The sequence below is a fragment of the Roseobacter ponti genome (assembly GCF_012932215.1).
Taxonomy (GTDB): Bacteria; Pseudomonadota; Alphaproteobacteria; order Rhodobacterales; family Rhodobacteraceae; genus Roseobacter; species Roseobacter ponti.
The window spans coordinates 336692-360263 of record NZ_CP048788.1; the positions used below are offsets into that span (position 1 = coordinate 336692).

The 23572-nt window shown below is 60.5% G+C and carries 23 protein-coding genes; 7 read left to right on the forward strand and 16 right to left on the reverse strand.

The features are described 5' to 3' along the window. Positions 1–17: 17 nt before the first annotated feature. The 14 genes from uxuA to G3256_RS01685 form a co-directional block, all read right to left on the reverse strand. Entirely contained in the window at positions 18–1199 is a 1182-nt protein-coding gene (gene uxuA, locus G3256_RS01620) for a mannonate dehydratase (RefSeq protein WP_169639180.1), read from the reverse strand. Continuing rightward, positions 1196–2248, reverse strand: coding sequence for a Gfo/Idh/MocA family protein (locus tag G3256_RS01625; RefSeq protein WP_169639181.1), 1053 nt, complete (start codon positions 2246–2248; stop codon positions 1196–1198). The genes uxuA and G3256_RS01625 overlap by 4 nt, the downstream gene beginning before the upstream one ends. Beyond that, entirely contained in the window at positions 2245–3252 is a 1008-nt protein-coding gene (locus G3256_RS01630; protein WP_169639182.1) for a Gfo/Idh/MocA family protein, read from the reverse strand. The genes G3256_RS01625 and G3256_RS01630 overlap by 4 nt, the downstream gene beginning before the upstream one ends. Further along, positions 3249–4283, reverse strand: a complete 1035-nt coding sequence (locus G3256_RS01635) for a Gfo/Idh/MocA family protein (protein ID WP_169639183.1) — start codon at positions 4281–4283, stop codon at positions 3249–3251. Before G3256_RS01635 ends, G3256_RS01630 begins: the two co-directional genes overlap by 4 nt. Beyond that, positions 4280–5167, reverse strand: coding sequence for a sugar kinase (locus tag G3256_RS01640; RefSeq protein ID WP_169639184.1), 888 nt, complete (start codon positions 5165–5167; stop codon positions 4280–4282). Before G3256_RS01640 ends, G3256_RS01635 begins: the two co-directional genes overlap by 4 nt. Beyond that, on the reverse strand, positions 5164–6045 hold the full coding sequence (locus G3256_RS01645; protein WP_169639185.1) for a DMT family transporter: 882 nt from the start codon (positions 6043–6045) through the stop codon (positions 5164–5166). The genes G3256_RS01640 and G3256_RS01645 overlap by 4 nt, the downstream gene beginning before the upstream one ends. Next, positions 6046–6933, reverse strand: coding sequence for an NAD(P)-dependent oxidoreductase (locus tag G3256_RS01650; RefSeq protein WP_169639186.1), 888 nt, complete (start codon positions 6931–6933; stop codon positions 6046–6048). A gap of 12 nt (positions 6934–6945) precedes the next feature. Next, entirely contained in the window at positions 6946–7830 is an 885-nt protein-coding gene (locus G3256_RS01655; RefSeq protein WP_169639187.1) for a phytanoyl-CoA dioxygenase family protein, read from the reverse strand. After that, complete coding sequence (locus G3256_RS01660) at positions 7823–8836, reverse strand: Gfo/Idh/MocA family protein (RefSeq protein WP_169639188.1); 1014 nt, start codon at positions 8834–8836, stop codon at positions 7823–7825. Before G3256_RS01660 ends, G3256_RS01655 begins: the two co-directional genes overlap by 8 nt. Continuing rightward, positions 8833–10341 (reverse strand): UxaA family hydrolase, encoded by a 1509-nt coding sequence (locus G3256_RS01665; protein ID WP_169639189.1) that lies wholly within the window; start codon positions 10339–10341, stop codon positions 8833–8835. The genes G3256_RS01660 and G3256_RS01665 overlap by 4 nt, the downstream gene beginning before the upstream one ends. A gap of 10 nt (positions 10342–10351) precedes the next feature. Beyond that, on the reverse strand, positions 10352–11302 hold the full coding sequence (locus tag G3256_RS01670; protein ID WP_169639190.1) for a phytanoyl-CoA dioxygenase family protein: 951 nt from the start codon (positions 11300–11302) through the stop codon (positions 10352–10354). A 13-nt stretch (positions 11303–11315) separates the two neighbouring features. After that, entirely contained in the window at positions 11316–12941 is a 1626-nt protein-coding gene (locus G3256_RS01675) for a TRAP transporter large permease (RefSeq protein WP_169639191.1), read from the reverse strand. Beyond that, positions 12941–13846: a TRAP transporter small permease subunit gene (locus tag G3256_RS01680; RefSeq protein ID WP_169639192.1), complete on the reverse strand. Its 906-nt coding sequence runs from the start codon at positions 13844–13846 to the stop codon at positions 12941–12943. Before G3256_RS01680 ends, G3256_RS01675 begins: the two co-directional genes overlap by 1 nt. A gap of 101 nt (positions 13847–13947) precedes the next feature. Then, a complete protein-coding gene (locus tag G3256_RS01685) occupies positions 13948–14970 on the reverse strand; it encodes a TRAP transporter substrate-binding protein (protein WP_169639193.1) in 1023 nt (340 codons plus the stop codon). A 187-nt stretch (positions 14971–15157) separates the two neighbouring features. On the opposite strand from G3256_RS01685, the gene G3256_RS01690 reads away from it, so the two are divergent. Next, a complete protein-coding gene (locus G3256_RS01690; protein WP_169639194.1) occupies positions 15158–15847 on the forward strand; it encodes a GntR family transcriptional regulator in 690 nt (229 codons plus the stop codon). On the opposite strand, the gene denD is transcribed toward G3256_RS01690, so the two are convergent. After that, positions 15811–16794 carry a D-erythronate dehydrogenase gene (gene denD / locus G3256_RS01695; RefSeq protein ID WP_169639195.1) on the reverse strand — a complete coding sequence of 328 codons (984 nt, stop codon included), beginning with the start codon at positions 16792–16794 and terminating at the stop codon, positions 15811–15813. The genes G3256_RS01690 and denD overlap by 37 nt on opposite strands. Next, entirely contained in the window at positions 16791–17678 is an 888-nt protein-coding gene (locus tag G3256_RS01700) for an NAD(P)-dependent oxidoreductase (RefSeq protein ID WP_169639196.1), read from the reverse strand. The genes denD and G3256_RS01700 overlap by 4 nt, the downstream gene beginning before the upstream one ends. 202 nt (positions 17679–17880) lie before the next feature. Here G3256_RS01700 and G3256_RS01705 point away from each other — a divergent pair, with 202 nt between their 5' ends. From G3256_RS01705 to G3256_RS01730, 6 genes are read left to right on the forward strand one after another with little or no spacing between them, the layout of a single operon-like run. Further along, entirely contained in the window at positions 17881–18642 is a 762-nt protein-coding gene (locus G3256_RS01705; protein ID WP_169639197.1) for an SDR family oxidoreductase, read from the forward strand. After that, positions 18639–20441, forward strand: coding sequence for an IlvD/Edd family dehydratase (locus tag G3256_RS01710; RefSeq protein ID WP_169639198.1), 1803 nt, complete (start codon positions 18639–18641; stop codon positions 20439–20441). The genes G3256_RS01705 and G3256_RS01710 overlap by 4 nt, the downstream gene beginning before the upstream one ends. Further along, the gene (locus tag G3256_RS01715; RefSeq protein ID WP_246227715.1) at positions 20428–20676 is read left to right on the forward strand and encodes a DUF6552 family protein; all 249 of its coding nucleotides are present in this window, start codon (positions 20428–20430) and stop codon (positions 20674–20676) included. Before G3256_RS01710 ends, G3256_RS01715 begins: the two co-directional genes overlap by 14 nt. A gap of 14 nt (positions 20677–20690) precedes the next feature. After that, on the forward strand, positions 20691–21539 hold the full coding sequence (locus G3256_RS01720) for a fumarylacetoacetate hydrolase family protein (RefSeq protein ID WP_169639199.1): 849 nt from the start codon (positions 20691–20693) through the stop codon (positions 21537–21539). Positions 21540–21541: 2 nt separating this feature from the next. After that, a complete protein-coding gene (locus G3256_RS01725; RefSeq protein WP_169639200.1) occupies positions 21542–22471 on the forward strand; it encodes a 2-hydroxyacid dehydrogenase in 930 nt (309 codons plus the stop codon). 4 nt (positions 22472–22475) lie between these two features. Continuing rightward, the gene (locus tag G3256_RS01730) at positions 22476–23570 is read left to right on the forward strand and encodes a mandelate racemase/muconate lactonizing enzyme family protein (RefSeq protein ID WP_169639201.1); all 1095 of its coding nucleotides are present in this window, start codon (positions 22476–22478) and stop codon (positions 23568–23570) included. Positions 23571–23572: the final 2 nt, after the last annotated feature.

Sequence of the window (23572 nt, forward strand, 5' to 3'; positions counted from 1 at the left end):
AGCGTATTGAAAGTCGGTCAGGCCAGTGCCTGCATCACACCCCGCAGTTCAGCCAGGCCCCGCATCCGGCCGATCAGCGGATAGCCGGGCGCACTTTCTCTGTCACGGTCCGTGAGCAGTTCCTGCCCGTGGTCCGGGCGCATCGGGATCTGACTGTCGGCGCGCCCGGCGGTCGCGCGTCGTTTTTCTTCATTCAGCAGGGCACGAATAACCGCGACCATGTCTGTGTCACCGTCCAGATGAGAAGCCTCGAAGAAGTCAGGTCGCTCCGGATCAGGCCCGGGTAGCCTCCGGGTGTTTCGCAGGTGAGCAAAGTGAATTTTTGAACCGAGTTTTGTGATGAAATCCACCGCGTCGAACCCTGGTGCAACACCAAGAGACCCGGTGCAGAAAGTCGCGCCGCTCGATGGCATATCGACCGCATCCAGAACGCGCGCGTAGTCCTCCGTCGACGACATTACCCGTGGCAAACCGAGCAGCGGGAAAGGCGGATCATCCGGATGGCAACATAACCTGATCCCGAGCCGCCCTGCATGTGGTGCCACTTCTGCCAGAAAATCGATCAGATTGCTTCGCAGACGGTCAGGGGTCACTGCCCGGTAAGTGTCCAGACGCGCTTTTACATCCTCAAGCGTCCAGTTATCGTTGGCTCCCGGTAACCCCGCAATAATAGTCTGACGCAGTGTGGCCCGCTCCTCCTCCGGCATCGCCTGAAATCGCGTTCGGGCAGTGTCGTGCAGGGCTGCGTCATAATCGTCGCCCGCGGCAGGGCGGCGAAGAATGAAGAGATCAAAAACCGCAAAATCCAGCAGGGAAAACCGCATCGCGGTGCCGCCGTGCGGTTGCGGTTCACGCAATACGGTGCGGGTCCAGTCGAGGATGGGCATGAAATTGTAGCAAACGGTGGCGATACCTTCGCTGGCCAGGTTGGTCAGACTGGTCTTATAGTGATGGATATCCTCAGAAAAATCCTTGCCGCCGGTCTTGATCATCTCAGAAACCGGCAGGCTTTCCACAACGTCCCAGGCAAAACCGGCAGCCTCCAGCGCCTGTCGCCGTGTCCGGATGTCTTCGCGGCTCCAGACATAACCGGGCGGGATGTGGTGCAGTGCAGTGACGATGCCTTCAACACCCGCCTGATGAAGATCACCAAGCCGGATCTGATCATCCGGCCCGAACCAGCGCCAGCATTGTTTCATGGTTGCCATCCTTTGAACATAGGGTGTGTGTCCGGCAGGGGTAAATTTACATACGTTGCCGTACGGTCAGCGCTGTACATTGCAGTTACAAGCTCAATCGATGCGATCCCTTCCGCGAGGGTGACTGCGGCGCCGTTCACTCCCCGCAACGCCTGCGCGACCCCGGTCAGAAATCCCTCAAACCCGACCGGTGCCACAGGTGTTGTCGACACGATCCTGTCAACGGCCTCCTGTTTTGCCGGGTCCCGCGCTGTGAAGATCCATGTGCCCGTCCCGGGCGCGTAGGGCTCAGAGCCCGATGTCGCAGTCAGGTGCTCAAACACCAGTCTGATCCGGCTTTCATTGGTGGCGGCGCCGAGGGTTATACTGCTCGACGCGAGAGCACCGTTCTGCATCTCGAAGCTGATCGTGGCACAGTCTTCTGTCTCGATATCGTTGACGCGCGTGGTCATCATTGCAGCGACACGCGAAACCGGGCCCATGAAATGTGTGAGCAGATCATGGTTGTGAATAGCATGGCCGAGCACGGCGCCGCCCTGTTCGCCGGCCCAGGTGCCACGCCATGGCACGGCGTAATAATCCGCGCCCCGGGACCAGTGGGTTTCGACCGACGCGACCTGTGGTTTTCCGGCAAGATCTTCTGCAATCAACCGTCGCAACTGATTGAAAGCCGGGCCCCAGCGGTACTGGAAGACTGGAAAAACCTTTTTTCCACTAGTCTTTGCAGCCTGGGCAATGAGGTGCGCGCCCTCAAGAGATGTGGCCAGAGGTTTTTCGCAAATCACGTGTTTGCCGGCCTCCAGCGCGTTCAGACAGACCGGCACATGCAGATGCGGGGGCAGGCAGATGTCGACGAGGTCAATATCAGGATCATTCAGCGCGGCCATAACATCCTCCGCCACGGCAAAGGTATCGTTCTGGCGGAGTTCTTCGGCGCGTGCTGTGTTCTGATCAACGACCGTCAGGACCTGGTACTTTTCAGGCAATCGCCGGTAGGCCAGCAGGTGCTCGCGCCCGATGCCTGCGCCAAGGATGGCCACCCGGATCATCTTCGTTTGCCCTCAGCCATTTCCTGCGCTTTCAGCGCCAGTTCCATTGCGGTGAAACAGTGCTCCTGTCGCATCGCCGTTTCCGTACGATTGCGTATGTCGTCAGCAAGGCGCCTGAAGTAAGGCAGTCCGGCGTCGCGTGCATCAATCTTCTCGCAGCGCGATCCGTTGACAAGAATGAGATGATCGGTTCCGGGTGCTCCTCCGACGTCAACGTATTTCCGCAACTCGATGTAGCCGTCCGTCCCGAGAAGGGTCAGACGACCGTCGCCCCAGGTTGGTAAAGCATCGGGCGTGTACCAGTCGACGCGGATGTAGCCGGTGCCTTTTTCGCTGCGCAGCGAAATCTCTCCAAAATCCTCCAGTCCGGGATCCTGGCTGTTGGCATAATTATTTGTAAAAGCGTGAGAAATTTCGGCTGTGTCTGACCCGGTGAAGTGCAGAAACTGATCAATCTGGTGAGAGGCGATATCGGTCAGTATCCCGCCGTACCGGTCGCGCTGAAAAAACCAGTCAGGCCGGGTATCCCGGTTCAGACGGTGGGGGCCAAGACCGGTGGTGTGAACAACCCTGCCGATGGCGCCGGCCGCCACAAGGTCATCAGCCACAGTAACAGCGGGAACTTCAAAGCGTTCCGAGAAATTCACCGACCAGATGCGGCCTGTCTCAGCCACGCAGGCTTTGATCTCACCAAGTTGTGAAAGGGTTGTGCATCCTGGTTTATCGGTCATCACATCCATACGCTTTCGCATGGCACGCACCGCCAGCGACGCTCTGTCGGAGGGGATAGCAGAGATCAGCGCAAGATCTGCACCTGTCTCCAGGGCCTGCTCAGGGGACGAAAACCGATTCAGATCCGGAAAGCGTGTTTCAAATCCGGAAAGTGTCTCTGGTGTTCCTTCCGTCCAGTACCCGAGACAGCGCGCGCCGGTTTTCAGCATATTCTCCGTCATGCCGTAGATATGGCGGTGGTCGAGGCCGAGGGCGATAAATGAAAGGGTCATATCCGGCTCACTTTCGTGCGCGTGCCGCTCTTTGCTGCGCGCTCCATGGTGTCGATCACAGCATGCGCCATCAGAGCGCTTTTGCCGGTGGCCAGTGGCTCTGTGCCCTTTTTCAGCGCCCGGGCGAAATCCTCCAGCACAGACTGGTGCCAGGCGTGGGTAAATGCCATCGGGTCTGCGCCGCCGCCGGTTCCCCCGGCCGTGCCAAAGCTTTCGGTGCGTCCGTCCATGTGCTGCAGGGTCAGCACGCCGGATGCAAGATGCGCCGCGGCTTTCGTGCCCTGAAGTGTGATGCTTTCGGCGGCACCGGGATATGCTGCTGTTGTAGCCGTCAGGCTGCCGACCGCGCCGCTCTCCAGTTCGAACAGTGCTCCGGCCAGGTCTTCAGCTTCAAGACGGTGCAGCGGTGTGCGGTGCATGACCGCCTGAAGGCAGGTCACAGGGCCGAGCAGCCAGAGCATCAGATCAAGTGTATGTATGGCCTGGCTGATCATCACACCGCCGCCGTCACGGGCATATGTGCCCCGCCCCGGCACATCATAGTATGACTGATCGCGCCACCATGGCACGCGCACGTCCACTGTGGCGATTCTGCCCAGGGTACCGTCACCGATTGCTTTCTTCAGCTGCAAGGAGGCCGCGCGTGCCCGGTGCTGAAACACGATGCCCAGAGGAATTCCCGCCCGGTCGCAGAGGCTGACGATGTCACGGGCGACTTCGAGGCTTCGCTCTATGGGCTTTTCCATCAGGATGGGGCGGGTATTGCCGGCGAGAGCCCGGACAATCTCCTGCCGCGCATCGGGTGGCGTCGCGATAATGGCAAAATCCGCATCTGCTGCCGCAAAGGACCGGGCGTCAGGAAAGACGCCAACGTCATAACCCAGCACCGTCTTTGCTTTCTGAGCGAAAGCGTCGGCGCGCGCGGGGTCGCGCCCCAGAACACCTGAAAGAGTGAGACGCGGCCGGGCATCGCGGATCGCCAGCAGATGTGTTCCGGCGACCATGCCGAGCCCTGCCAGAACGACCTTCACGGCGCATCTTTCGGGATGATTGCACCAGGGTACTGCACCACCCTTGCCGCGCAGTTGTGTCCTGCCATCAGAGCGCCGGCCTGATCCGCGCCGGTCATCAGAGCTGCGAGATAGCCGCCGTTAAAGCTGTCCCCGGCCGCCGTGGTATCAACGACCGTCGCCGCCGGGGAATAGGCCTGGTCGATCCTTTCCCCAAGGCTCAGCGGGCCGTCGGCACCGCGTTTCAGCGCACCCGTGAGGCTTAGCGCTGTAAAGCGGTCTGCCACCTCGCCCGCACTCTGATCAAAAAGCGCCATCTCGTCATCAAGTGATGGCAGGCCGATGTCGGCACGCGCCCAGAGCATCGTATTTACCGCGCGCGCGGTCGCGGGGTTTTCCCAAAGGCGGGGCCGGTAATTGCTGTCGTAGGCAAATTTCACATCCGACTGCACAAGCCAGTCGAGCAGGGAAAGCCGGACCTTGTGGGGCAGGATCGCCATGCTGATGCCCGACAGATACACAAGGTCATACCCTTCAAGTGCGGAGAAATCCGGCTCCTGCCCGTACTGAAACATCTCGCGGGCCGCGGAACTGCCACGCCAGTAGGTAAAGGACCGCTCGCCGTCATCCGACGTGGTAATGGCATAAAGCCCGGGTGAGCGACCGGGCAGGGTTGTGATGCCGCCGGTCCCGATGTCCTGATCTGCGATGAAGTGACGGATGCGGTCAGAGAAGGGGTCATCGCCAAGGCAGGTGACGTAATCCACTTCGCATTGCGGCGCCGCGCGCTTGAGATAGATCGCTGTGTTCAGGGTGTCACCCGCAACGCCCAGCGTCGCGGCGGTTTCGTCCCTGACGGACAGCTCGATCATGGCCTCACCGGCGCAGGCGATACGCAGGGTCATCGCTGCTCTCTTTTCCAGATAATCAGGCCCGAGCCTACGATCACCAGCGCGCCGACGATCGTCCAGACCTCGGGGGGGTGATCAAACACGAGCCAGCTCAGTACCGCGATGTAGATCATGAAGGAATAGGTGTAGGGCATCAGAGTATTTGCAGTCCCGAAACGATGTGCGCTGGTCAGCAGCTGATGACCGCTCCAGCCGCCGGCACCCATCGCAAAGAGCAGCACCCAGCCGGTAAGGTTTTCAGGCGAGACCCAGACCCAGACCGCCAGCGGTAAAAGCAGCACTGTGCCGAGTGCACCCATGATGAACTGCATCGTTTCGGTCGCCACGAGCCCGGCCAGACGGCGGGTCATCAGCGAATAGAGTGCCAGTGCTGTGGCATTATAAACCGGCAGGATCATGGCGGGATGAAAGGCCTCACCGAACGGGCGGATCACGATAAGCACGCCGACAAAGCCCATCACAATCGCGCCCCACCGCCAGGGGCCGATCTGTTCTTTCAGGACGGTCAGTGACAGAAAACACACGATGATCGGGCTGGAGAACATGATGGCTGAGATGACCGTCAGTGGCAGAAAGTTCAGCGAATAAAAGTTACACATCGTTGCCGAAATCAGCAGCACGGCGCGAAACATCACCTGACCCAGATAGGGCGTGCTGAGCCTGTCGCGGGACAGCCCGCCCGAGATTGCGATGGCCAGCGAAATCGCAAAGTGTCCGGCATAACGCATAAACGCCAGCTGAAACGCCGGGATGCCCGCGAGCACAAGCCATTTGGCCGACGTATCCACCAGCGCAAAAAAGAACCAGGCGGCGAGCATCATCAGGATGCCCAGCTGCGGTCGGTCCTCAATTGCGCCGGCGGTAATGGCCATTTACTTACCGAATTTTGCCGAGAAGTAATCGATCTGCTCGGCGACCAGTGTATCGCCGCGGCCCTCTTCTACAGCGCCGTTCAGGGCGGCGAGCGCGCATTTAGACATGATGCTGTCGACACCTGCGTCCTTGGCCATTTGTGTGTAATAGCCGACGTCTTTTGCGGCGTTTTTCACTGCAAAAGCAAGCATCTGTGCGTTCCCGTCGACGCCGTAGGCCTTGACGAAATCCATCATGCCCGAGGCCAGTGGCCCGGCGGACATCACATTGTAAAGCTGTTCGCGGTCCACACCTGCGACGTCGGCCATGGCAAAGGCCTCGGACATGGCGTTGGCCGTGGTCATCGCGAAAAAGTTATTGATCAGTTTGATGGTGTGACCGGCCCCGGATGCACCGAGGTGGAAGACGTTTTCGCCCAGGTCATTCAGAACCGGGGTGATGCTGTCAAAGGCGGCCCTGTCGCCTGCACCCATGATATTGAGCTTTCCGTCTTTGGCGTGGCTGGGGGTGCGTCCGAGCGGCCCGTCAAGGTACTGCCCGCCCGCGGCTGCGACTTTTTCCGCCAGCATCTGTGTGGAGCCTGGCAGAGAGGTGCCAAAGTCGATCACTACAGTGCCCGGTTTCAGCCCGGCGATCACGCCGTCCTCCCCCAGCATACGCGATTCCACCTGTTCGGAGGTGCCCATGCAGAGCATCACGATCTCTGACGCCTCTGCGACGGATTTCGCGTTTTCAGCTTCCGTGGCACCGCGCCCGACGGCCTGATCAACATAGGTGCGGTCACGGTTGCCGAGCACTGTGACGTCATAGCGTTTGTCCTGCAGGCGGCCGACCATTGCGCCGCCCATCAGCCCGAGGCCGATGAATCCGATTGCTGGTTTTGTCATTAAAAATTCCTCTCAGATGGTGTCGAAGGCACGTTTTTTCATGCCTTTCTGGATTTCGTAAATGGAGATCGGGACATCCGGCTGTGGCTGTGGAATGCGCACGGGGATGTCTTTGAGCCGCGGGTTCAGCGTGGGTTCACCGCACAGCATCCGGGTGTTGTAATCGGCAATGCCGTCCCATTTCGTCATGGATCCCATGATCGGGAAGGCATCGGCGGCCATCATCTCGTAAAAGAGAATACGCCGCGCGCGGTCAGATGTATTGAGGGCCGAGCCGTGCACGATCCGCCCGTGATGAATGCTGACAGATCCTGCAGGGCCCGTGAGCTGCACCGCATCATCGGGGTTCAGACCGTTCTCCTCAGGCAGCATGGCACCGGCGAAAACGCCGTCCGTGTGGTGATCGAAAACCGGCCCTTTATGGCTGCCGGGATAAACCATCAGCGGTCCGTTTTCCGGCGCCATATCATCGAGGATCACGCCGATGGCGAGAATGTCGTCATTGGTATGAGGATAGAAAGCATAATCCTGATGCCATTCGACCGCTGCCCCGTATCCGGCTGATTTCATGTTAAGTTTTGTGGTGTGCAGGCGCAGATCCGGGCCGATCAGATCACGGGCAGGGGCGAGGATCAGGTCGGAATACATCAGCTTGCGCATTGCCCCGGAGATCGTGTGCGGCAGTTTGATCCGGCGCAGGCGGGGGTTTTGCTGCGTATGGCTGTCTTCGAGATCGAGGCGGTCGTTGGAGGCGGTCATGCCGGCGGCTTCTTTCTCGAACCGGGCAATCTCGGCATAAATTTTTTCCAGCCATTCCGGCGGGATCCGGTTTTCGAGCACAAGATATCCATGCTCGCGGTAATGAGCGATCTGCTGCGGTGTCAGGGTTTCAGCCATAACGTTTTTCTCCCGGGGCGGATGGCGCAAGCTGCGCTTCGATCTCAAGGGCGACCGCGAGTGTCCGGCTGGCATCTGCCACATCGATCAGCGGGGGCGCTCGGTTTTCCATCACGTCGATAAAATGATCCAGCTGCCGGTCGAGCGGTACGGTGGCGTCCCCGGGTCCGCTCAGGTCGCCGGCAATGGCCGGGCGCGACCAGTCGGTGCCCTGCCAGCGGGTCATCGACGGGAAACTCACCGCGCCTTTTGTCCCGGTAATCCACATCATGTCCTGACCCGTTGTGCCGATATGCGGGTTCTCGCCGGTGCCGGCCTCAAACCCCCAGGGGCTGGGCGTGGTGTCGGCAAAGCTGATGGTACCGGTCGCACCGCTCTCAAACGCCAGCGCCACAGCGCCACTTTCGATGCGATCTGTGCCGCGCAGGCTGCGCCCCGGCAGCGCGGCGGTGGCGGCAATTTCCCCCAGCAGGTGCCGCAGAATGTCGATGTCGTGCACGATGTTGATCATGACCGGGCTGCCGCCTGCCGTGCGCCAGTTGCCGGCGAAATACTCGTCAGGTTTGCGCATCGCCCAGATCAGCGCGGCCGTGACGGGCGTGCCGATCCCGCCGCCGGCAATCAGCTGGCGCAGACGGGCAATGCTGCGGTGATAGCGACGGTGATGGCCCACCAGAGACTGCACGCCGGCCTTCGCCACCGCGGCCTGCAGCATTTTCGCACCGGCAAGGTCGCCGGCCACCGGTTTTTCGATCAGCATGTGCCAGCCACGCGACGCGGCATAGCATCCGTGGGTCGCGTGCAGATGCGTGGGCGTGGCGATAATCACCCCGTCCACGTCATCCGGCATCTCCGACATATCCGCAAAACGGGTCACGTCGTCACCGGGCAGGCAGGCGGGGTCAGGATCAACAAGCCCCGCCAGCGCACAGCGCGGATGCGTCCGGACCGCCGCCAGATGGCGCGCGCCGATCAGGCCGCCTCCGACAACGACGATCCGTTTCACATGACTGCTCCGATTTGCCAGGGCACGAATTCGTAATCCCCGAGGCCCTGAGCTTCGGATTTGCTGGCCTCGCCTGAGGCCACGCGCAGAAACAGCTCATAGATCTCGCGGCCCTTTTCCTCGACGCTCACGCCTTCGGTCAGGATGGTGCCGGCATCGACGTCCATATCTTCGGACATGCGTTTTGCCATGGCGGAATTGGTCGCGACCTTGATGGTCGGGCTGGGTTTGGAGCCAAAGGCTGAGCCCCGCCCGGTGGTGAAACACACCAGATTGCAGCCCCCCGCGATCTGCCCCGTGACCGAGGCCGGGTCATAGCCGGGGCTGTCCATAAAGGTGAAACCGCGCGCCGTGACGGGTTCGGCGTATTTGTAAACGCCGGTCAGGGGCGAGGTACCGCCCTTGGCTGCCGCCCCAAGCGATTTTTCCAGGATCGTGGTCAGTCCGCCTTTTTTGTTGCCGGGCGAAGGGTTATTGTCCATCGAGCCCTTGTTGCGCGCGGTGTAGTCTTCCCACCAGCGGATCAGACCAATCAAACGGTCTCCGGTGGCCCGGTCCACGGCGCGCCGGGTCAGCAGATGTTCGGCCCCATAGATCTCGGGCGTTTCGGCAAGGACACCGGTGCCGCCCTGTGCTGTCAGCAGATCACATGCATACCCGAGGGCCGGGTTGGCGGTGATCCCGGACCAGGCATCCGATCCGCCACATTGCAGCGCGACTTTAAGCTCTGACGCCGGGCAGGGCGTACGCGTTGCCTGACTGGCGAGCGGCAGCATGGCTTCGATCTTCGCGATGCCGGCCTCGATGGTGCGCCGCAGACCTGCAACCGACTGGATATTCATCACCTGAAAGGTCGGGCCCTGTTTCAGACCGTAAGCTTCGAGCAGCCAGTCGATCTGGTTCATTTCGCATCCGAGGCCCACCATCAGCACACCGGCATGGTTGGGGTGGCGGGCGTAACCCCACATGACGCGCTGCAACGCCTCGAACCCGTCACCATCGCCGGCCATGCCACAGCCGGTGCCGTGCACGAAGGCCACAACACCATCCACATTCGGATACTCCTCCAGCCGTTCCGGCGTGAAATGCGCGGCGATCTGGCGCGCGGCCGTGGCCGAGCAGTTCACCGAAGTGACGATGGCGATGTAATTGCGCGTGCCGACCGTGCCGTTTTCACGACGGTAGCCCATAAAGGTGTCGCGCCGATCTTCCGGGACGGGCGTAACAGCGCGCAGGTCGGTCGAGAATTCATACTCGGCTTCGGTGTTGCGGAACTCGACGTTCTGAGTGTGAACGTGATCGCCCGCGGCAATGTCTCCGGCGGCGTAGCCGATGATCTGCGCGTATTTGCGCACCGCCTCGCCGGCGGCGATGTCCCGGGTGGCGATCTTGTGGCCGGAGGGGATGAGGGCGCGGGTTGTGGTGTCTTCGACGGTAACGCCGGCTTCAAGCGCGCGGGTTGCTGTCACGACATTGTCGGACTTATCAAGGCGGACGGTGTCCATCAGGTCTCCTTTACGCGCAGAAAGGCGCGTCGCTTTGCCAGCGGTGGATCGGAATATGCGGCTCCTGTGACAGGGTCGCGCGGGCATCTTCCCACATAAACCGCCACCTGCGCCAGTCCGTAAGCATGGTTTCGGGGGCCGCAGCGCTGCGCGCAATAAACTCCGGGAAATGCGCGCGCCCGGTCGGCTGTCCCGTCACGTTGTAGCGAAGATCGAACGACCAGCGGAACCCGTCTGTGCGGTTGACCCGCGAGGCATGCGGCGTCAGCGGATGAAAGAGCACGACCCCACCTGCGGGCACTGGCAGGGGCACGGCGGCAGCCTCATCAATGAAATCATCGGCAATGGCCGTCTGTACCCTCGGGCAGTGCGGCAGCATTCTGTCGGCGGCTTCCGGAATGACCTGCAGACACCCGTTTTCCAGGGTGGCGTCTGTCATAGCGATCCAGACGGTGATCATGTCGGTCTGATCCGCTTCGGCGTGCCCGACCCCGCGATCCTGATGCCAGTCGGTGGCGGTGATATGGGCGCGGATCTCGTCACCCTTCAGCGTGCGTGCAGGGGGTTTGATGCGCACATGCTGGATCGGGTTCGAGGTGATTTCCGGACCGATCAGGCTTTGCACGATATCGAGGATTTCTTCGCAGCGCAGCAGATCAAAAACCGCTGGCCCGAAGTGCATCGGCGTGTCAGGCGTGATCTCCTCGCCCGGCAGGCTGATGTCCATCGGCTGAAACCAGTCGCAGCCGGCGTCATATCCGACCTGCAGCTTATCCCAGAAACTCTCAAGCCGGTCTGGTGGGGTGGTGATCCGCCCCTCTGCATGCCAGCGGGCGCAGAGCTGATCAAGAAGGCCCTCGTATTCGTCCTTTACAGCATCCCGGGTGACCTTCGGAACCACGTCCGGCACAACCAGATACCCGTCGGTTCTGAAGGATTGAATCTGTTCGTGCGTGAGCATCTCGTCCTCCTGATCACGGAAGCAGCAACGTAACAATCGGGGGCCAGATCAGCAGAACAGACAGTGCGCAGAGCTGGATGCCGATAAACGGCAGAAAGCCTTTGAAAATGTCGGTCAGGCTGATGTGTGGCGGTGCGACTGATTTGAGGTAAAAGGCCGCGGGGCCAAAGGGCGGGCTGAGAAAGCTGACCTGCATGTTCATACAGAACACGACGCCAAACCAGATCGCCACGTGACGCGGGTTGAGTTCACCGAAGACGCCGATTTCCTCAATCGGCAGACGCTGCACGATCGGCAGAAAAACCGGGATGATCAGCAGCACAATTCCGACCCAGTCCATGAACGCACCCATAAAGAGCAGGATGACCATCATCGCGAGAATAATACCCATGGTCGGCAGATCGGAACCCACGATGAAATCGGCGACATAAACCGGGCCGCCGGCGATGGTGTAGGCACCGGCGAGGGCCGCAGCACCGATGGTCACCCAGATAATTGTGCCGGTGGATTTCAGCGTGCGCATCAGGCTGTCCCAGACCAGATCAAAGGAGCCCTCGCCACGCAGAATGGCGATAACGAGCACGGCGAGCGCGCCCATGCCGGCGGCTTCGGTGATGCCGGTAATACCGCCATAGATTGACCCCATGACCACGCCGATGACGACGATGGGTGGCACAAGCCCTTTGCCCATGTTCCATCCGGTGGCAGTGGTTTTGCGCCCCAGCACGGCAAACATCATGATAAAGGCCACAATGACCGCACCGCCAAACCATGGCAGATAATCGGCTGTGCCATAGGCGATATCGGCGCCGGTATTGCGGGCATTCTGCCCGGCCAGCTCAAAGAAAAGGGCGCGCAGAAAGAGCACGGTGGAGAACCCAGCGACCAGCACCGACAGGAAAGCCAGAAAGAGCTTCAGCTTTTCAATGCCCACCGGTTCACCTTCGACGGGGTCGGGCAGGGGTGCGTCTTCGGGGCGCATCTGGGTGCGGATGATGATGTAGATTATGATAAAGCTCGCGAGCATGAAGCCCGGCAGGAAGGACGCGGTAAAGAGCGCCTTTATCGAGGTCTCGGTGATCAGACCATAGATGATCAGCACAATTGAGGGCGGGATCATCGTACCAAGGCTGCCAGAGGCACAGATTGTCCCGATGGCAAGGTTCTGGTTGTATCCCAGGCGCAGCATCTGCGGCAGCGCGATCAGGCCGAGCAGAACAACCTCGCCGCCGATGATGCCCGACATCGCCGCCATGATGACCGCCATGATCGAGGTCACGATGGCAATGCCGCCGCGCGTGCGGTTCAGCCAGATGTTCAGCGAGGAATACATATCCTTTGCAATGCCCGACCGTTCCAGCAGGGCCGCCATGAAGATAAAGAGCGGAATGGATATGAGTACGTAATCGGTCAGCAGCCCGTATATCTTCTGCGCCAGAATATTGAGCGGCCCCGAGCCCGGTCTGCCCGTGAGGATGCCGTCGCCAAACGTGAGCGGGTTCATCAGAAGTGTCGGTTCAAACTTCATCACCAGCACGAGAACCGCGAGGATTGCCGAGGCAAATCCGAGTGGCATCCCGATGGCGAGAAGCAGGACAAGGCCCAGCATCAGGACCATCGAAATTGTTCCGATATCCATCAGCTTTTCCCCGGTGTGTTAGATTGTATTGACCCGCGTGTGACGTCGAGATCGCCCGTTCCGTCGGCGCCGACTGCGGCTCTGAGACGGTCCAGTTCGTCCTGATCAATGTCATCGGCGGCGGTGTGGATCACCGGCTCGGCGTTCCAGTCGGAGATGAGGTTGACGATGGCCTGAAAGGCGACCAGCACCATCACAAGCAGAACCATCGGTTTGAGTGTCGCCGGGATCGGCGGGTCAAAGACGGTGCCGAATGTTTCCCAGCGGTAAAATTTGTCGAAAGCCTCACCGTATCCGCCGTACACGAGGAAAAAAGCAAAGGTCACGATGAGCGTGGTCGAGATGATGTCACAGACCCTCTGCAGCCATCGGGGCATCATGTCATAGAGCAGGAAGATGCGGATGTGGCTGCGCTGCTGCATGGCGTAAAGCCCTGCACAAAGAAACACGAAACCCGCCAGCCAGAGCGACAGTTCGTTGGCCCAGAGGGTCGGTGCCTCGAAGACATAGCGCAGGATCACTTCGTAGATCATCACCGAGCAGAGCAGCACGATCAGCATCATGGTCAGACGGCCGATGAAAACAGCGAGCCTGTCGAGCGGCTTCCAGCTTTCAAACTCCATCGGCGCGCGGCGCACGGTTCTGACGCCGATGATACCGAAGACCGGCAGCAGCAGCAGGGCCGCCCAGTCCACCGCATCCGCGTATCCGCCAAAGAGGCCCGTCATGCTGTCCGTCACATCTATGCGTGCAAACAGGGCACTCAGTTTATCGTATTGAGAGGGATCTTTAGGCGGAAACCACGAGAGGGTAAAGGCCGGAAGGTGCCAGGTCAGCCAGCCGGCGCAGAGAATAAAGGCGAGCGGGGCAAGCCACTCGACCAGGCTTCCGGATTTTTCTTCCATGATGTCCCCCCCGGACGCTTTGGCCGATTATTTTTTATGTGTCCCGGCCAGAGACAAAAAGACCCCGCCTTTTGGCAGGCGGGGTCCGTTTTCAGGTCAGCTTACTGCTTGAGGCCAAGCTGCTCGAGGTAGGCAAGGTGGCTTTCCACCAGGGCTTTGGCTTCGGGCGTGTCGGCGAACTCCGGCCATGTGGCCTGAGCCGCAGCACGGAACTTCGCCAGCTCTTCAGGGGCCCACTGCGACAGGGTCACACCCTGCTCGCGCAGCGTTGCGGCGGCTTCGGCGTTCTTTTTCTCGAACGTCAGAGCGGTGCGCAGCGCCAGCGCTTCCATCGCAACCTTCATGATCTTCTGGTGGTGCGCAGGCATCGCGTCGAATACGGCCTTGTTGCACGCCAGGTGATCAGACGGCATGGAGTGAAAGCCGGGGAAGTTGGCATATTTCACGATGTCATAGAGACCCAAGCCCACGTTGTTGGCGAGGCCCGATGCATCCGCACCATCAATGATGCCTGTTTCCAGAGCAGTAAAGATCTCTGTAAAGTCCATCACGATCGGCGAAGCGCCGAGCTTTTCAAAGATCTTTGTTTCCATGCCGGGGGGCGAACGGAATTTCCAGTCTTTGAAGTCTTCGACCTTGGCGATTGGCTTGGAAGAGGCAAAGCTCTCCTGGCCGTAAACCCACCAGCCGATCAGCTCCATGCCGTATTTGTTATAAAGCGGTGCAGCCGCCTCACGGCCACCGCCGTAATAGAGCCAGCTCAGCTGCTGATAGGGCGTGTCGTAGCCACCCATGATGTCGCCCACAAACTGGAACGCTGAGTTCTTGCCGGTCTGGTAGCCACCGCCGGTCATGTCACAGTCAAGAATGCCCGTGGATGCAGCGTCAAATGTCTCAACCGATTTCACAACGGAAGACGAATAGAACATCTCGACGTTGATTTCGCCGTTTGACATGTCCTGGATGTCTTCTACGTATTGAGCGGCCAGCTTGCCGGACACCGTTTCGGGTGCATAGTGTGTCTGAATGCGCAGGTTTGTTGTGTCGGCCGACGCGGTAAATGCGGTCGAAGCAGCGAGTGCTGCCACAGCGGCGACGGACGCCGCCCTTTTTATCATTGTCATGTTGTCCTCCCAGACGTTAAGCGCGCTGTTTTGCCGGGGTTCCGGGCCCCGTTTCTGATTACGCTAACAAAACGTTAGGCTGAGCAGGGTGCCCGCGCAAGAAAATATTTTATTTTCGCATAATTTTGATATTTTGTTTGAATTTCGAAAATTTCGCCGTAACCCTGAAGGCCAGCGGGGGGCTATCATGCGAACGCAGGACGCGGACATTTTCGACGATATGCGACATCGCCTGATCACCGGCGAGTTCGGCTACGGTATCAAACTGCGCGCTGAAAAGCTACGGTCCGATTACAACTGCTCGGCCAGCACCGTGCGTGAAGTACTGTTCCGTCTGTCTACTGTCGGGCTGGTCGATTTTCAGGAGCAGCGCGGATTTCGTTCGCCGGAGCAGTCGGTTGAACGCCAGCACGATCTCACGCACATGCGCATTATGCTGGAAAGCGAGGGGGCGTGCCTTTCGATCCGTCTGGGCGGCGTGGAGTGGGAATCGCGGCTGAGTGCGGCGCATCACAAGCTCTCGCACATCGAGATGCGGGTGCGCTCGTCGGGGGATGTCTCGCCTTTGCTGAGCCTGTGGAGCCGGGCCGAGCAGGAGTTCCATGAAACACTGATTGAGGCCAGCGGGTCAGCTCTTTTGATTCGCACCCACCAGGTAATTTACGAACAGTTTCGCCAGCAGCTGGTCTCGGCCGAGACCAACTATGGCTATTTTCCTGAGAATATCCCCGAGCATCAGGCGATTCTGGACGCGGCCCTGGACCGGAATGAGGATCTCGTGCGCAAACGGGTGCATGATCACCTCTCGCGCAACCTCAGCACGCCGTTACCGGTCCCGCATCAGGCCGTCGCTTTTGGCAAATCCTCTTTGATGTAGACGTCGATGATTTCGTCAAAGCTGCTCTCGGCCTGAAACCCGAGGCCGATAGCGCGTTGCGGGTCGAAATTCCGCGGCCAGCCAGCGACGATTTTCATGATCGCCGGGTCCGGGGCAGAGCGGATCAGATCAACGGTTTTCTGACCCGCCGCCCGGCGCAGAGCTTCGATCTGCTCGGCCACGGTGCAGCTGATCCCGGGCAGGCTGAGCGCGCGGCGCCCTTCGAGCCGGTCCGTGTCCAGTGTTGCCGCGTGGGTTAGAAACCCGGCCGCCGACCGCGGCGAGGCATGCCAGTGGCGCACCGTGTCGGGAACCGGCAGGATGGCCTCAACCCCGTTCAGCGGCTCTCGGATAATGCCTGAGAAAAACGACGAGGCGGCGAGGTTCGGTTTGCCCGGGCGCACACAGATCGTTGGCAGGCGCAGCGACAACCCGTCGATGTACCCTTTGCGGCTGAAATCGGTGACCATCAGCTCGCAGATTGCCTTTTGCGCGCCATAGCTCGTTTGCGGTGCGTTCAGAAATTCATCGCCGATCTTCTCCGGGAAAGGGGCGCCGAAGACCGCGATTGATGAGGTAAACACGAGACGCGGCATCCACTGCCTGCCACTGGCGTCGTGTTCGGCGCGCAGGGCTTCCAGCAGATGCCACATCGACATCATGTTTACCGCCCAGCCTTTCTCGAAATTCGTCTCAGCCTCACCGGAGACGATGGCGGCGAGATGAAAAATCACGTCAAATCGCGCGGCAGCAAGCGCGCCGATGGTCGCCTGGTCCGTGATGTTTCCGGTCTTTTTTGTGACGCCGGTGACACCGTCCGGCGGGAAGGCCATGTCAAAAAGTGTGATGTCGGGCGATGCGTCTTGTCCGAGCCCTTCGGACTGCAGGCGTTTCGCGAGTTTCTGGCCGACCATGCCGCCGCCGCCAAGGATCAGAACCCGGGTCATACCGGCAACCCGTTGCGCGCGCGCAGTTCCAGATAGAGGCCGGAATGATCTCTTTCTGCGCCGTTCATCTCGTCGATGAAGTGCTGGAATCGGTTGCGGACGCTTTCCGTTGCAGGCAGCGTCAGTCCCAGGGTTGCGGCTTCATCAAGGGTATTGTTGAGATCTTTCACCTGAAATTTGGTAAGCCCGCCCGGGTCAAAGTTCCGGGTGGTCATGCGCTCACCGTGTTGCTGCAGGATTGTACTGTCAGCAAAGCCACCTTTCAGTGCGGCGCGCACCGCGGCTGGGTCGGCACCGCCCTGCTCCACCAGCAGCATGGCCTCGGCCACGGCGGAGATGGTTACGGCAACGATGGTCTGGTTTGCCAGTTTGGATAGCTGACCGGTGCCGGAGGGGCCAACATGTACCGGCCGCCCCATCGCCTCGAAAACACCGCGGGCGGCGTCGAAATGCGTCGCCTCGCCCCCGACCATGATCGCAAGCGTGCCGCTTTCGGCGCCTTTGGTTCCTCCTGAAACCGGAGCATCGAGGTGCCCGAAGCCCAGCGATTTCAGCGTTTCAGCCTGCGCGCGGGAGTGCTCAGGCCTGGCGCTCGACATGTCCAGCCAGATAGCGCCCGGGCTCAGTGCCGCCTGAATTTCCGGGTCATCCACGAGCGCGCCCGAGGCAAATCCGTCCGACAGCATCGTGATGATGAACTCCGCCCCCACAACCGCCTCTGCGGCACTGGCCGCGACCGTGGCGCCGTGCCCGGCGAGCGGCTCTGCGCGGTCGATGGTGCGGTTCCACACGGTCAGGTGATGGCCGGCGCGCAGCAGGTTGAGGGACATGGGAAACCCCATCAATCCGGTGCCGATGAGTGCGACCTTGCGTGCTTGTGTCATAAAGGTGGTTATCCTCTGCTGGCCGTTTTCAAAGCTGTAGCCAAAGTTAATACTGTGTCATACGCTAACGGAAACCAGCCGCTGAACCAGCCCGTTTGACGGTTTTTTTTGACGACAACAGCAGGAAGATCCGGGGCCCGCCTTTTGTCCGTACGCATGCGTCCGGAGAGATTCAGGCAGACCTGGAACGGGGGGAGATTATATGTCCGGACAAAGACTTAAGGGCAAACGCGCGCTCATCACAGCAGCAGGCCAGGGGATCGGCCGGGCCACGGCTCTCGCAATGGCGGACGAGGGCGCACAGGTGTTTGCAACCGACGTGAATATGCATGCGCTTTCTACGATTCGCGATGCGAATCACGAAAATATGGAAATTTTCGAACTTGATGCACGTGATGATGAGAGTGTGAAAGCGGGCGTCGCACGCGCCCGGCCGGATGTTCTTTTCAACTGTGCTGGCTTCGTGCATCACGGCACCGTTCTGGACGCCAAAGATGATGAATGGGACTTCGCTTTTGATCTGAATGTGCGCTCCATGCTGCGCACGATCCGGGCCGCCCTGCCGGGAATGCTGGAACAGGGGGCGGGCTCGATCATCAACATGTCGTCGGCCTGTTCAAGTGTGATCGGCGCGCCCAACCGCTTCATCTACGGCACCACCAAGGCGGCGGTCATCGGACTCACGAAATCGGTGGCGGTCGATTACATAGCAAAGGGCATCCGCTGCAACTGCATCTGCCCGGGCACGGTCGAAAGCCCCAGCTGGCACGAGCGCGTCGATGCACTGGGCGAACAACTCGGCAGCAAGGACGAGGCTATGAAACAGTTCGTCTCGCGCCAGCCCATGGGGCGCGTCGCCACAGCAGACGAAATTGCGGCACTCGTGGTGTATCTCGCGAGCGATGAGAGTGCCTTCACCACAGGGCACCCGCATATCATTGACGGAGGATGGTCGGGCCAATGACCGGGAAAAAGATCGGTATCGAAGACCTGCGGTCGCGCAAATGGTTCATGAACCCGGACAATCCGGAAATGACCGCGCTTTATCTGGAACGTTATCTGAATTACGGGCTAACGCGCGCTGAGCTGCAGTCCGGCAAACCGATCATCGGGATTGCCCAGACCGGCAGCGATCTCAGCCCCTGCAACCGCCACCACCTGGAGCTGACCAAACGGGTGCGCGACGGTATCATCGCCTCGGGTGGTACCTGTATCGAGGTGCCGGTGCACCCCATTCAGGAAACCGGCAAGCGCCCGACGGCGATGCTGGACCGGAATCTTGCCTATCTCAGCCTGGTGGAGACGCTTTTCGGTTATCCGCTGGATGGCGTGGTACTGAACATCGGTTGTGACAAGACCACGCCCGCGCTGCTGATGGCTGCGGCGACGGTCAATATTCCGGCGATTGCGCTGTCGGTCGGGCCGATGCTGAACGGATATTTCCGCGGGCAGCGCACCGGCTCGGGCACGATTGTCTGGAAAGCGCGCGAAATGCTGGCTGCGGGCGAGATTGACGACGACGGGTTCATGGAGCTTGTGGCCTCTTCGGCTCCCTCGGTTGGCTATTGCAACACGATGGGCACGGCGACGACGATGAACAGCCTGGCCGAAGCGCTCGGCATGCAGCTGCCCGGGGCGGCTGCGATCCCGGCACCTTACCGCGAGCGCGGGCAGATCAGTTATGAGACCGGCCGGCGGATCGTCGATATGGTCTGGGAAGACCTGCGCCCCTCGCAGATTATGACCCGCAAAGCCTTTGAGAATGCGATTGTCATCAACTCCGCCATCGGTGGCTCGACCAATGCGCCGATCCATCTGAACGGCATCGCGCGGCATCTTGGTGTGCCGCTCGACAATGACGACTGGCAGAAGGTCGGACACGATGTGCCGCTGCTCGTTAACCTGCAGCCGGCCGGCGAATACCTCGGTGAGGATTACCAGCACGCGGGCGGTGTGCCGGCGGTCGTCGGAGAGCTGCTCTCCGCCGGATTGCTGCCACACCCGGAAGCGGTAACCGCCAACGGTCGCACGATGGGCGAAAACTGCACCGGCAGGCGCAGCGAGGACACCAGGGTCATTCGTTCAGTCTCTGACCCGCTGGTCGCCCAGGCCGGGTTTATCAACCTGACGGGCAATCTCTTTGACAGTGCGATCATGAAAACAAGCGTCATCGGACCGGCCTTCCGACAGCAGTATCTGTCGAACCCTGATGATCCCAACGCTTTCGAGGGGCGCGCCGTGGTCTTTGACGGGCCCGAGGATTTTCACCACCGGATTGATGACCCGGCGGAGGATATCGATCAGGACTGCGTTCTGTTCATGCGGGGCGCGGGGCCGAAAGGATACCCGGGCGGTGCCGAGGTCGTTAACATGCGGCCTCCGTCCTATCTGCTGAAAAAAGGTGTCGAGGCGCTGCCCTGTGTCGGCGACGGTCGGCAGTCGGGTACCTCGGGCAGCCCGTCCATTCTGAACGCCTCGCCCGAAGCGGCAGCGGGTGGTGGTCTGGCGCTGCTGAAAAACGGCGACCGGGTGCGGATCGATCTCAATAAATGCACTGCTGACATGCTTGTGCCACTGGATGAACTGGCCGAGCGGGCGCGCGCGTTTGAAGCAGCGGGCGGTTACGACGCACCGGAGAGCCAGTCGCCCTGGCAGCAGTATTTCCGTGAAAAGGTCGGCCGCTTTGATCAGGGCATGATCCTTGAGGACGCGGACAAATATCAGGACATCTCACGCAAATGGCTGCCCCGTGATAACCACTGAGCCGGAAACGCCGGGCCCCTGGCAGACGGTCGATATCGTAAAGTGGATTGCGACAGCCGTGCAGCTCGTCGGCTATGCGCTGACGGGGATGGGTGTCACACCGTGGAATATCTGGGCGTTCTTTGTGGGGATCGTCCTGTGGTTTGCTGTCGGCGCAATGTGGAAGGACAAGGCGATCATGGTCGTGCATGTCGGTGCCTTCCTGTCGCTGCTGATCGGCTATCTCAACGCATAATCAAGGAGACGTGCATGAAACTCGTAAGATACGGCGCTGCCGGCGCAGAAAAGCCAGGAATGCTGGATGATGGTGGCGTGCTGCGTGATCTGTCAGCCCATGTGAATGACATCGCAGGCGATGTGCTTTCGGACGCCGGGCTTGATAAGCTGCGCGCGATTGATCCCGCGAGCCTTCCGGCGGTCGAAGGCAGCCCGCGCATGGGCGCCTGTGTCGGCGGCATCGGCAAGTTCATGTGCATCGGTCTGAACTTTGCTGATCATGCCGAGGAAACCGGCAACCCCTTCCCCGATCATCCGGTGCTTTTCATGAAGGCGAACTCCGCCGTGGTGGGCCCGAATGATGACGTTTCGATGCCGCGCGGCTCTACCAGCACGGACTGGGAAGTGGAGCTCGGTGTGGTGATCGGCAAGGCTGCGAAATATGTGAGCAAAGAAGACGCGCTGGATTATGTGGCGGGCTATTGCGTGATCAACGATGTCAGCGAGCGGCATTTTCAGAACAACCTCACCGGGACCTGGACCAAGGGCAAGTCCTGCGACACTTTCGGGCCGACCGGCCCCTGGCTGGTGACGCGTGACGATATCCCGGACGTTCAGAACCTTGCCATGCGCCTCGATGTGAACGGCAAGCGGATGCAGACCGGCAGCACGAAGACGATGATTTTTACGGTCGCTGAAATCATTGAGCATCTCAGCGGGCTGATGACCCTGCATCCGGGTGATGTCATTTCCACGGGTACCCCACCGGGCGTTGGCATGGGCATGAAACCGACCCCTGTCTATCTGAAAAGGGGCGACGTGATGGAACTGGAAATCGAAGGTCTGGGCACACAGCGCCAGACCGTGACAGAGGACGCATAAGCATGGCTGACCTGCTGCAGATCGGGGGCATCACCGACACCATGCGTGAACGGCTCGAGGCGAAGTTCACCATCCACAAGCTCAGTGATGGCGACTATCCCGCTGAGGCGATCACGCACATCGCCACCAACGGGCACGACGGGGTGGCACCCGATGTGATGGCTGCTCTGCCGAACCTCCGGGCCATCAGCTGTTACGGCGTGGGATATGATGCGATTGATGTGAACGCGGCGAAAGACAAGGGCGTCGTCGTGACCCATACCCCCAATGTACTGAACGCCGAAGTTGCAACGACGGCAGTGCTGCTGATGCTGGCCTGCTACCGGGAGCTTTTGCGCGATGACGCCTGGGTGAGGTCGGGCAACTGGGAAGTGAACGGCAACGCCCCGCTGACCCGCTCTGCGGACAATCAGACGGTCGGGATTCTCGGTCTCGGGCGTATCGGGCAGGCGATTGCCGATAAGCTCGCGCCTTTCGGAACGAAGATTGTCTATCATTCGCGCAGCAAAAAGGACGTGGCCTATAAGTATTACGGCGACCTTACCGAAATGGCGCGCGATGTGGATTGCCTGATCTGCATTACGCCGGGGGGGCCTTCGACGCAGCGGATCGTCAACCGGGAGGTGATCGATGCGCTGGGACCGCAGGGCACGCTGATCAACGTAAGTCGTGGCTCTGTGGTGGATGAGGCGGCAATGATCAAGGCACTCCAGGACGGTCGGCTCGGCTGGGCGGGGCTTGATGTGTTCGAGGCCGAACCAAAGGTGCCCGAGGCTCTGCGCCAGTTGCCCAACGTCGTGCTGTTGCCCCATGTGGGCAGCGCCACGGTGGAAACGCGCGCCGCGATGGGGGCGTTGACGGTGGATAATCTGCTGCAGCATCTCAGGGACGGAACCGTGATCAGCCCGGTGCCGGAATGCGCGGGTATGTGACCCCATGAGCGCAATTGCAGATGTCACCGCGCGGCTTTTCAACGTGCCGCTGGACGAAGTGCTTGTGGATGCAAAACACGGCAGCCACAGCCATTTTCATCTGATCACCGCGACGGTGACGCTGGAGGATGGCCGCGAGGGCACCGGATATACCTATAACGGCGGTCGCGGCGGTCATGCGACAGCGGCGATGATCACCCATGATCTGGCGCCTTTTCTGAAGGGCCGGGACGCGGGCGATGTCGAAGCGCTCAACGACGCGATGCAGTGGCACATGCATTATGTCGGGCGCGGGGGTATCCTGAGCTTCGCGGTCTCAGCCGTCGATATCGCGCTCTGGGACCTGCGCGGGCGGTCTGCCGGTCGGTCGCTCCGCCAGATGGCGGGCGGCGCGGGCACGACCTGCAACGCCTATGGCGGCGGTATTGATCTGGCCTTTCCGCTGCCAAAGCTGCTGACCCATGTGCAGAGCTATCTGGATGCGGGTCTGCGTGCGGTAAAGATCAAGGTGGGTCAGCCGACGCTGGAAGAGGACGTAAAGCGGATCCGTGCCGTGCGCGCGCAGATCGGGCCCGATGCCGGGTTCATGATCGATGCGAATTATTCGCTGAGCGTGGAGCAGGCCATTGCGATGGCCCGGGCGGTCAGCGACCAGAATATCATGTGGTTCGAAGAGCCGGTGATCCCGGACGATTACCCCGGCTATGCCCGCATCACGGATGCCACAGGCATGGCCGTGGCCCAGGGCGAGAACCTGCACACAATCCATGAGTTTGAGATGGCGCTGGCGCAGAGCGGTCTGAGTTTTGTGCAGCCTGATGCATCGAACTGCGGTGGCATCACCGGATGGCTTCAGGCCGCGCGGGCGGCAGAGGAGGCGGGTGTGCAGGTGTGCAGCCACGGCATGCAGGAGCTGCATGTGGGGCTTTTGTCGGGCCTGTCGCCCGAAGGCTGGCTCGAAGTGCACAGCTTTCCCATCGACCGGTATACAAAGCGCCCGCTCGTGATTGAGAGCGGGCGTGCTGTAGCATCTGATGAGCCCGGAACCGGCGTGACCTTTGACTGGACGCGGCTGGAGCCGTTTGAATTCATGCTCTGATC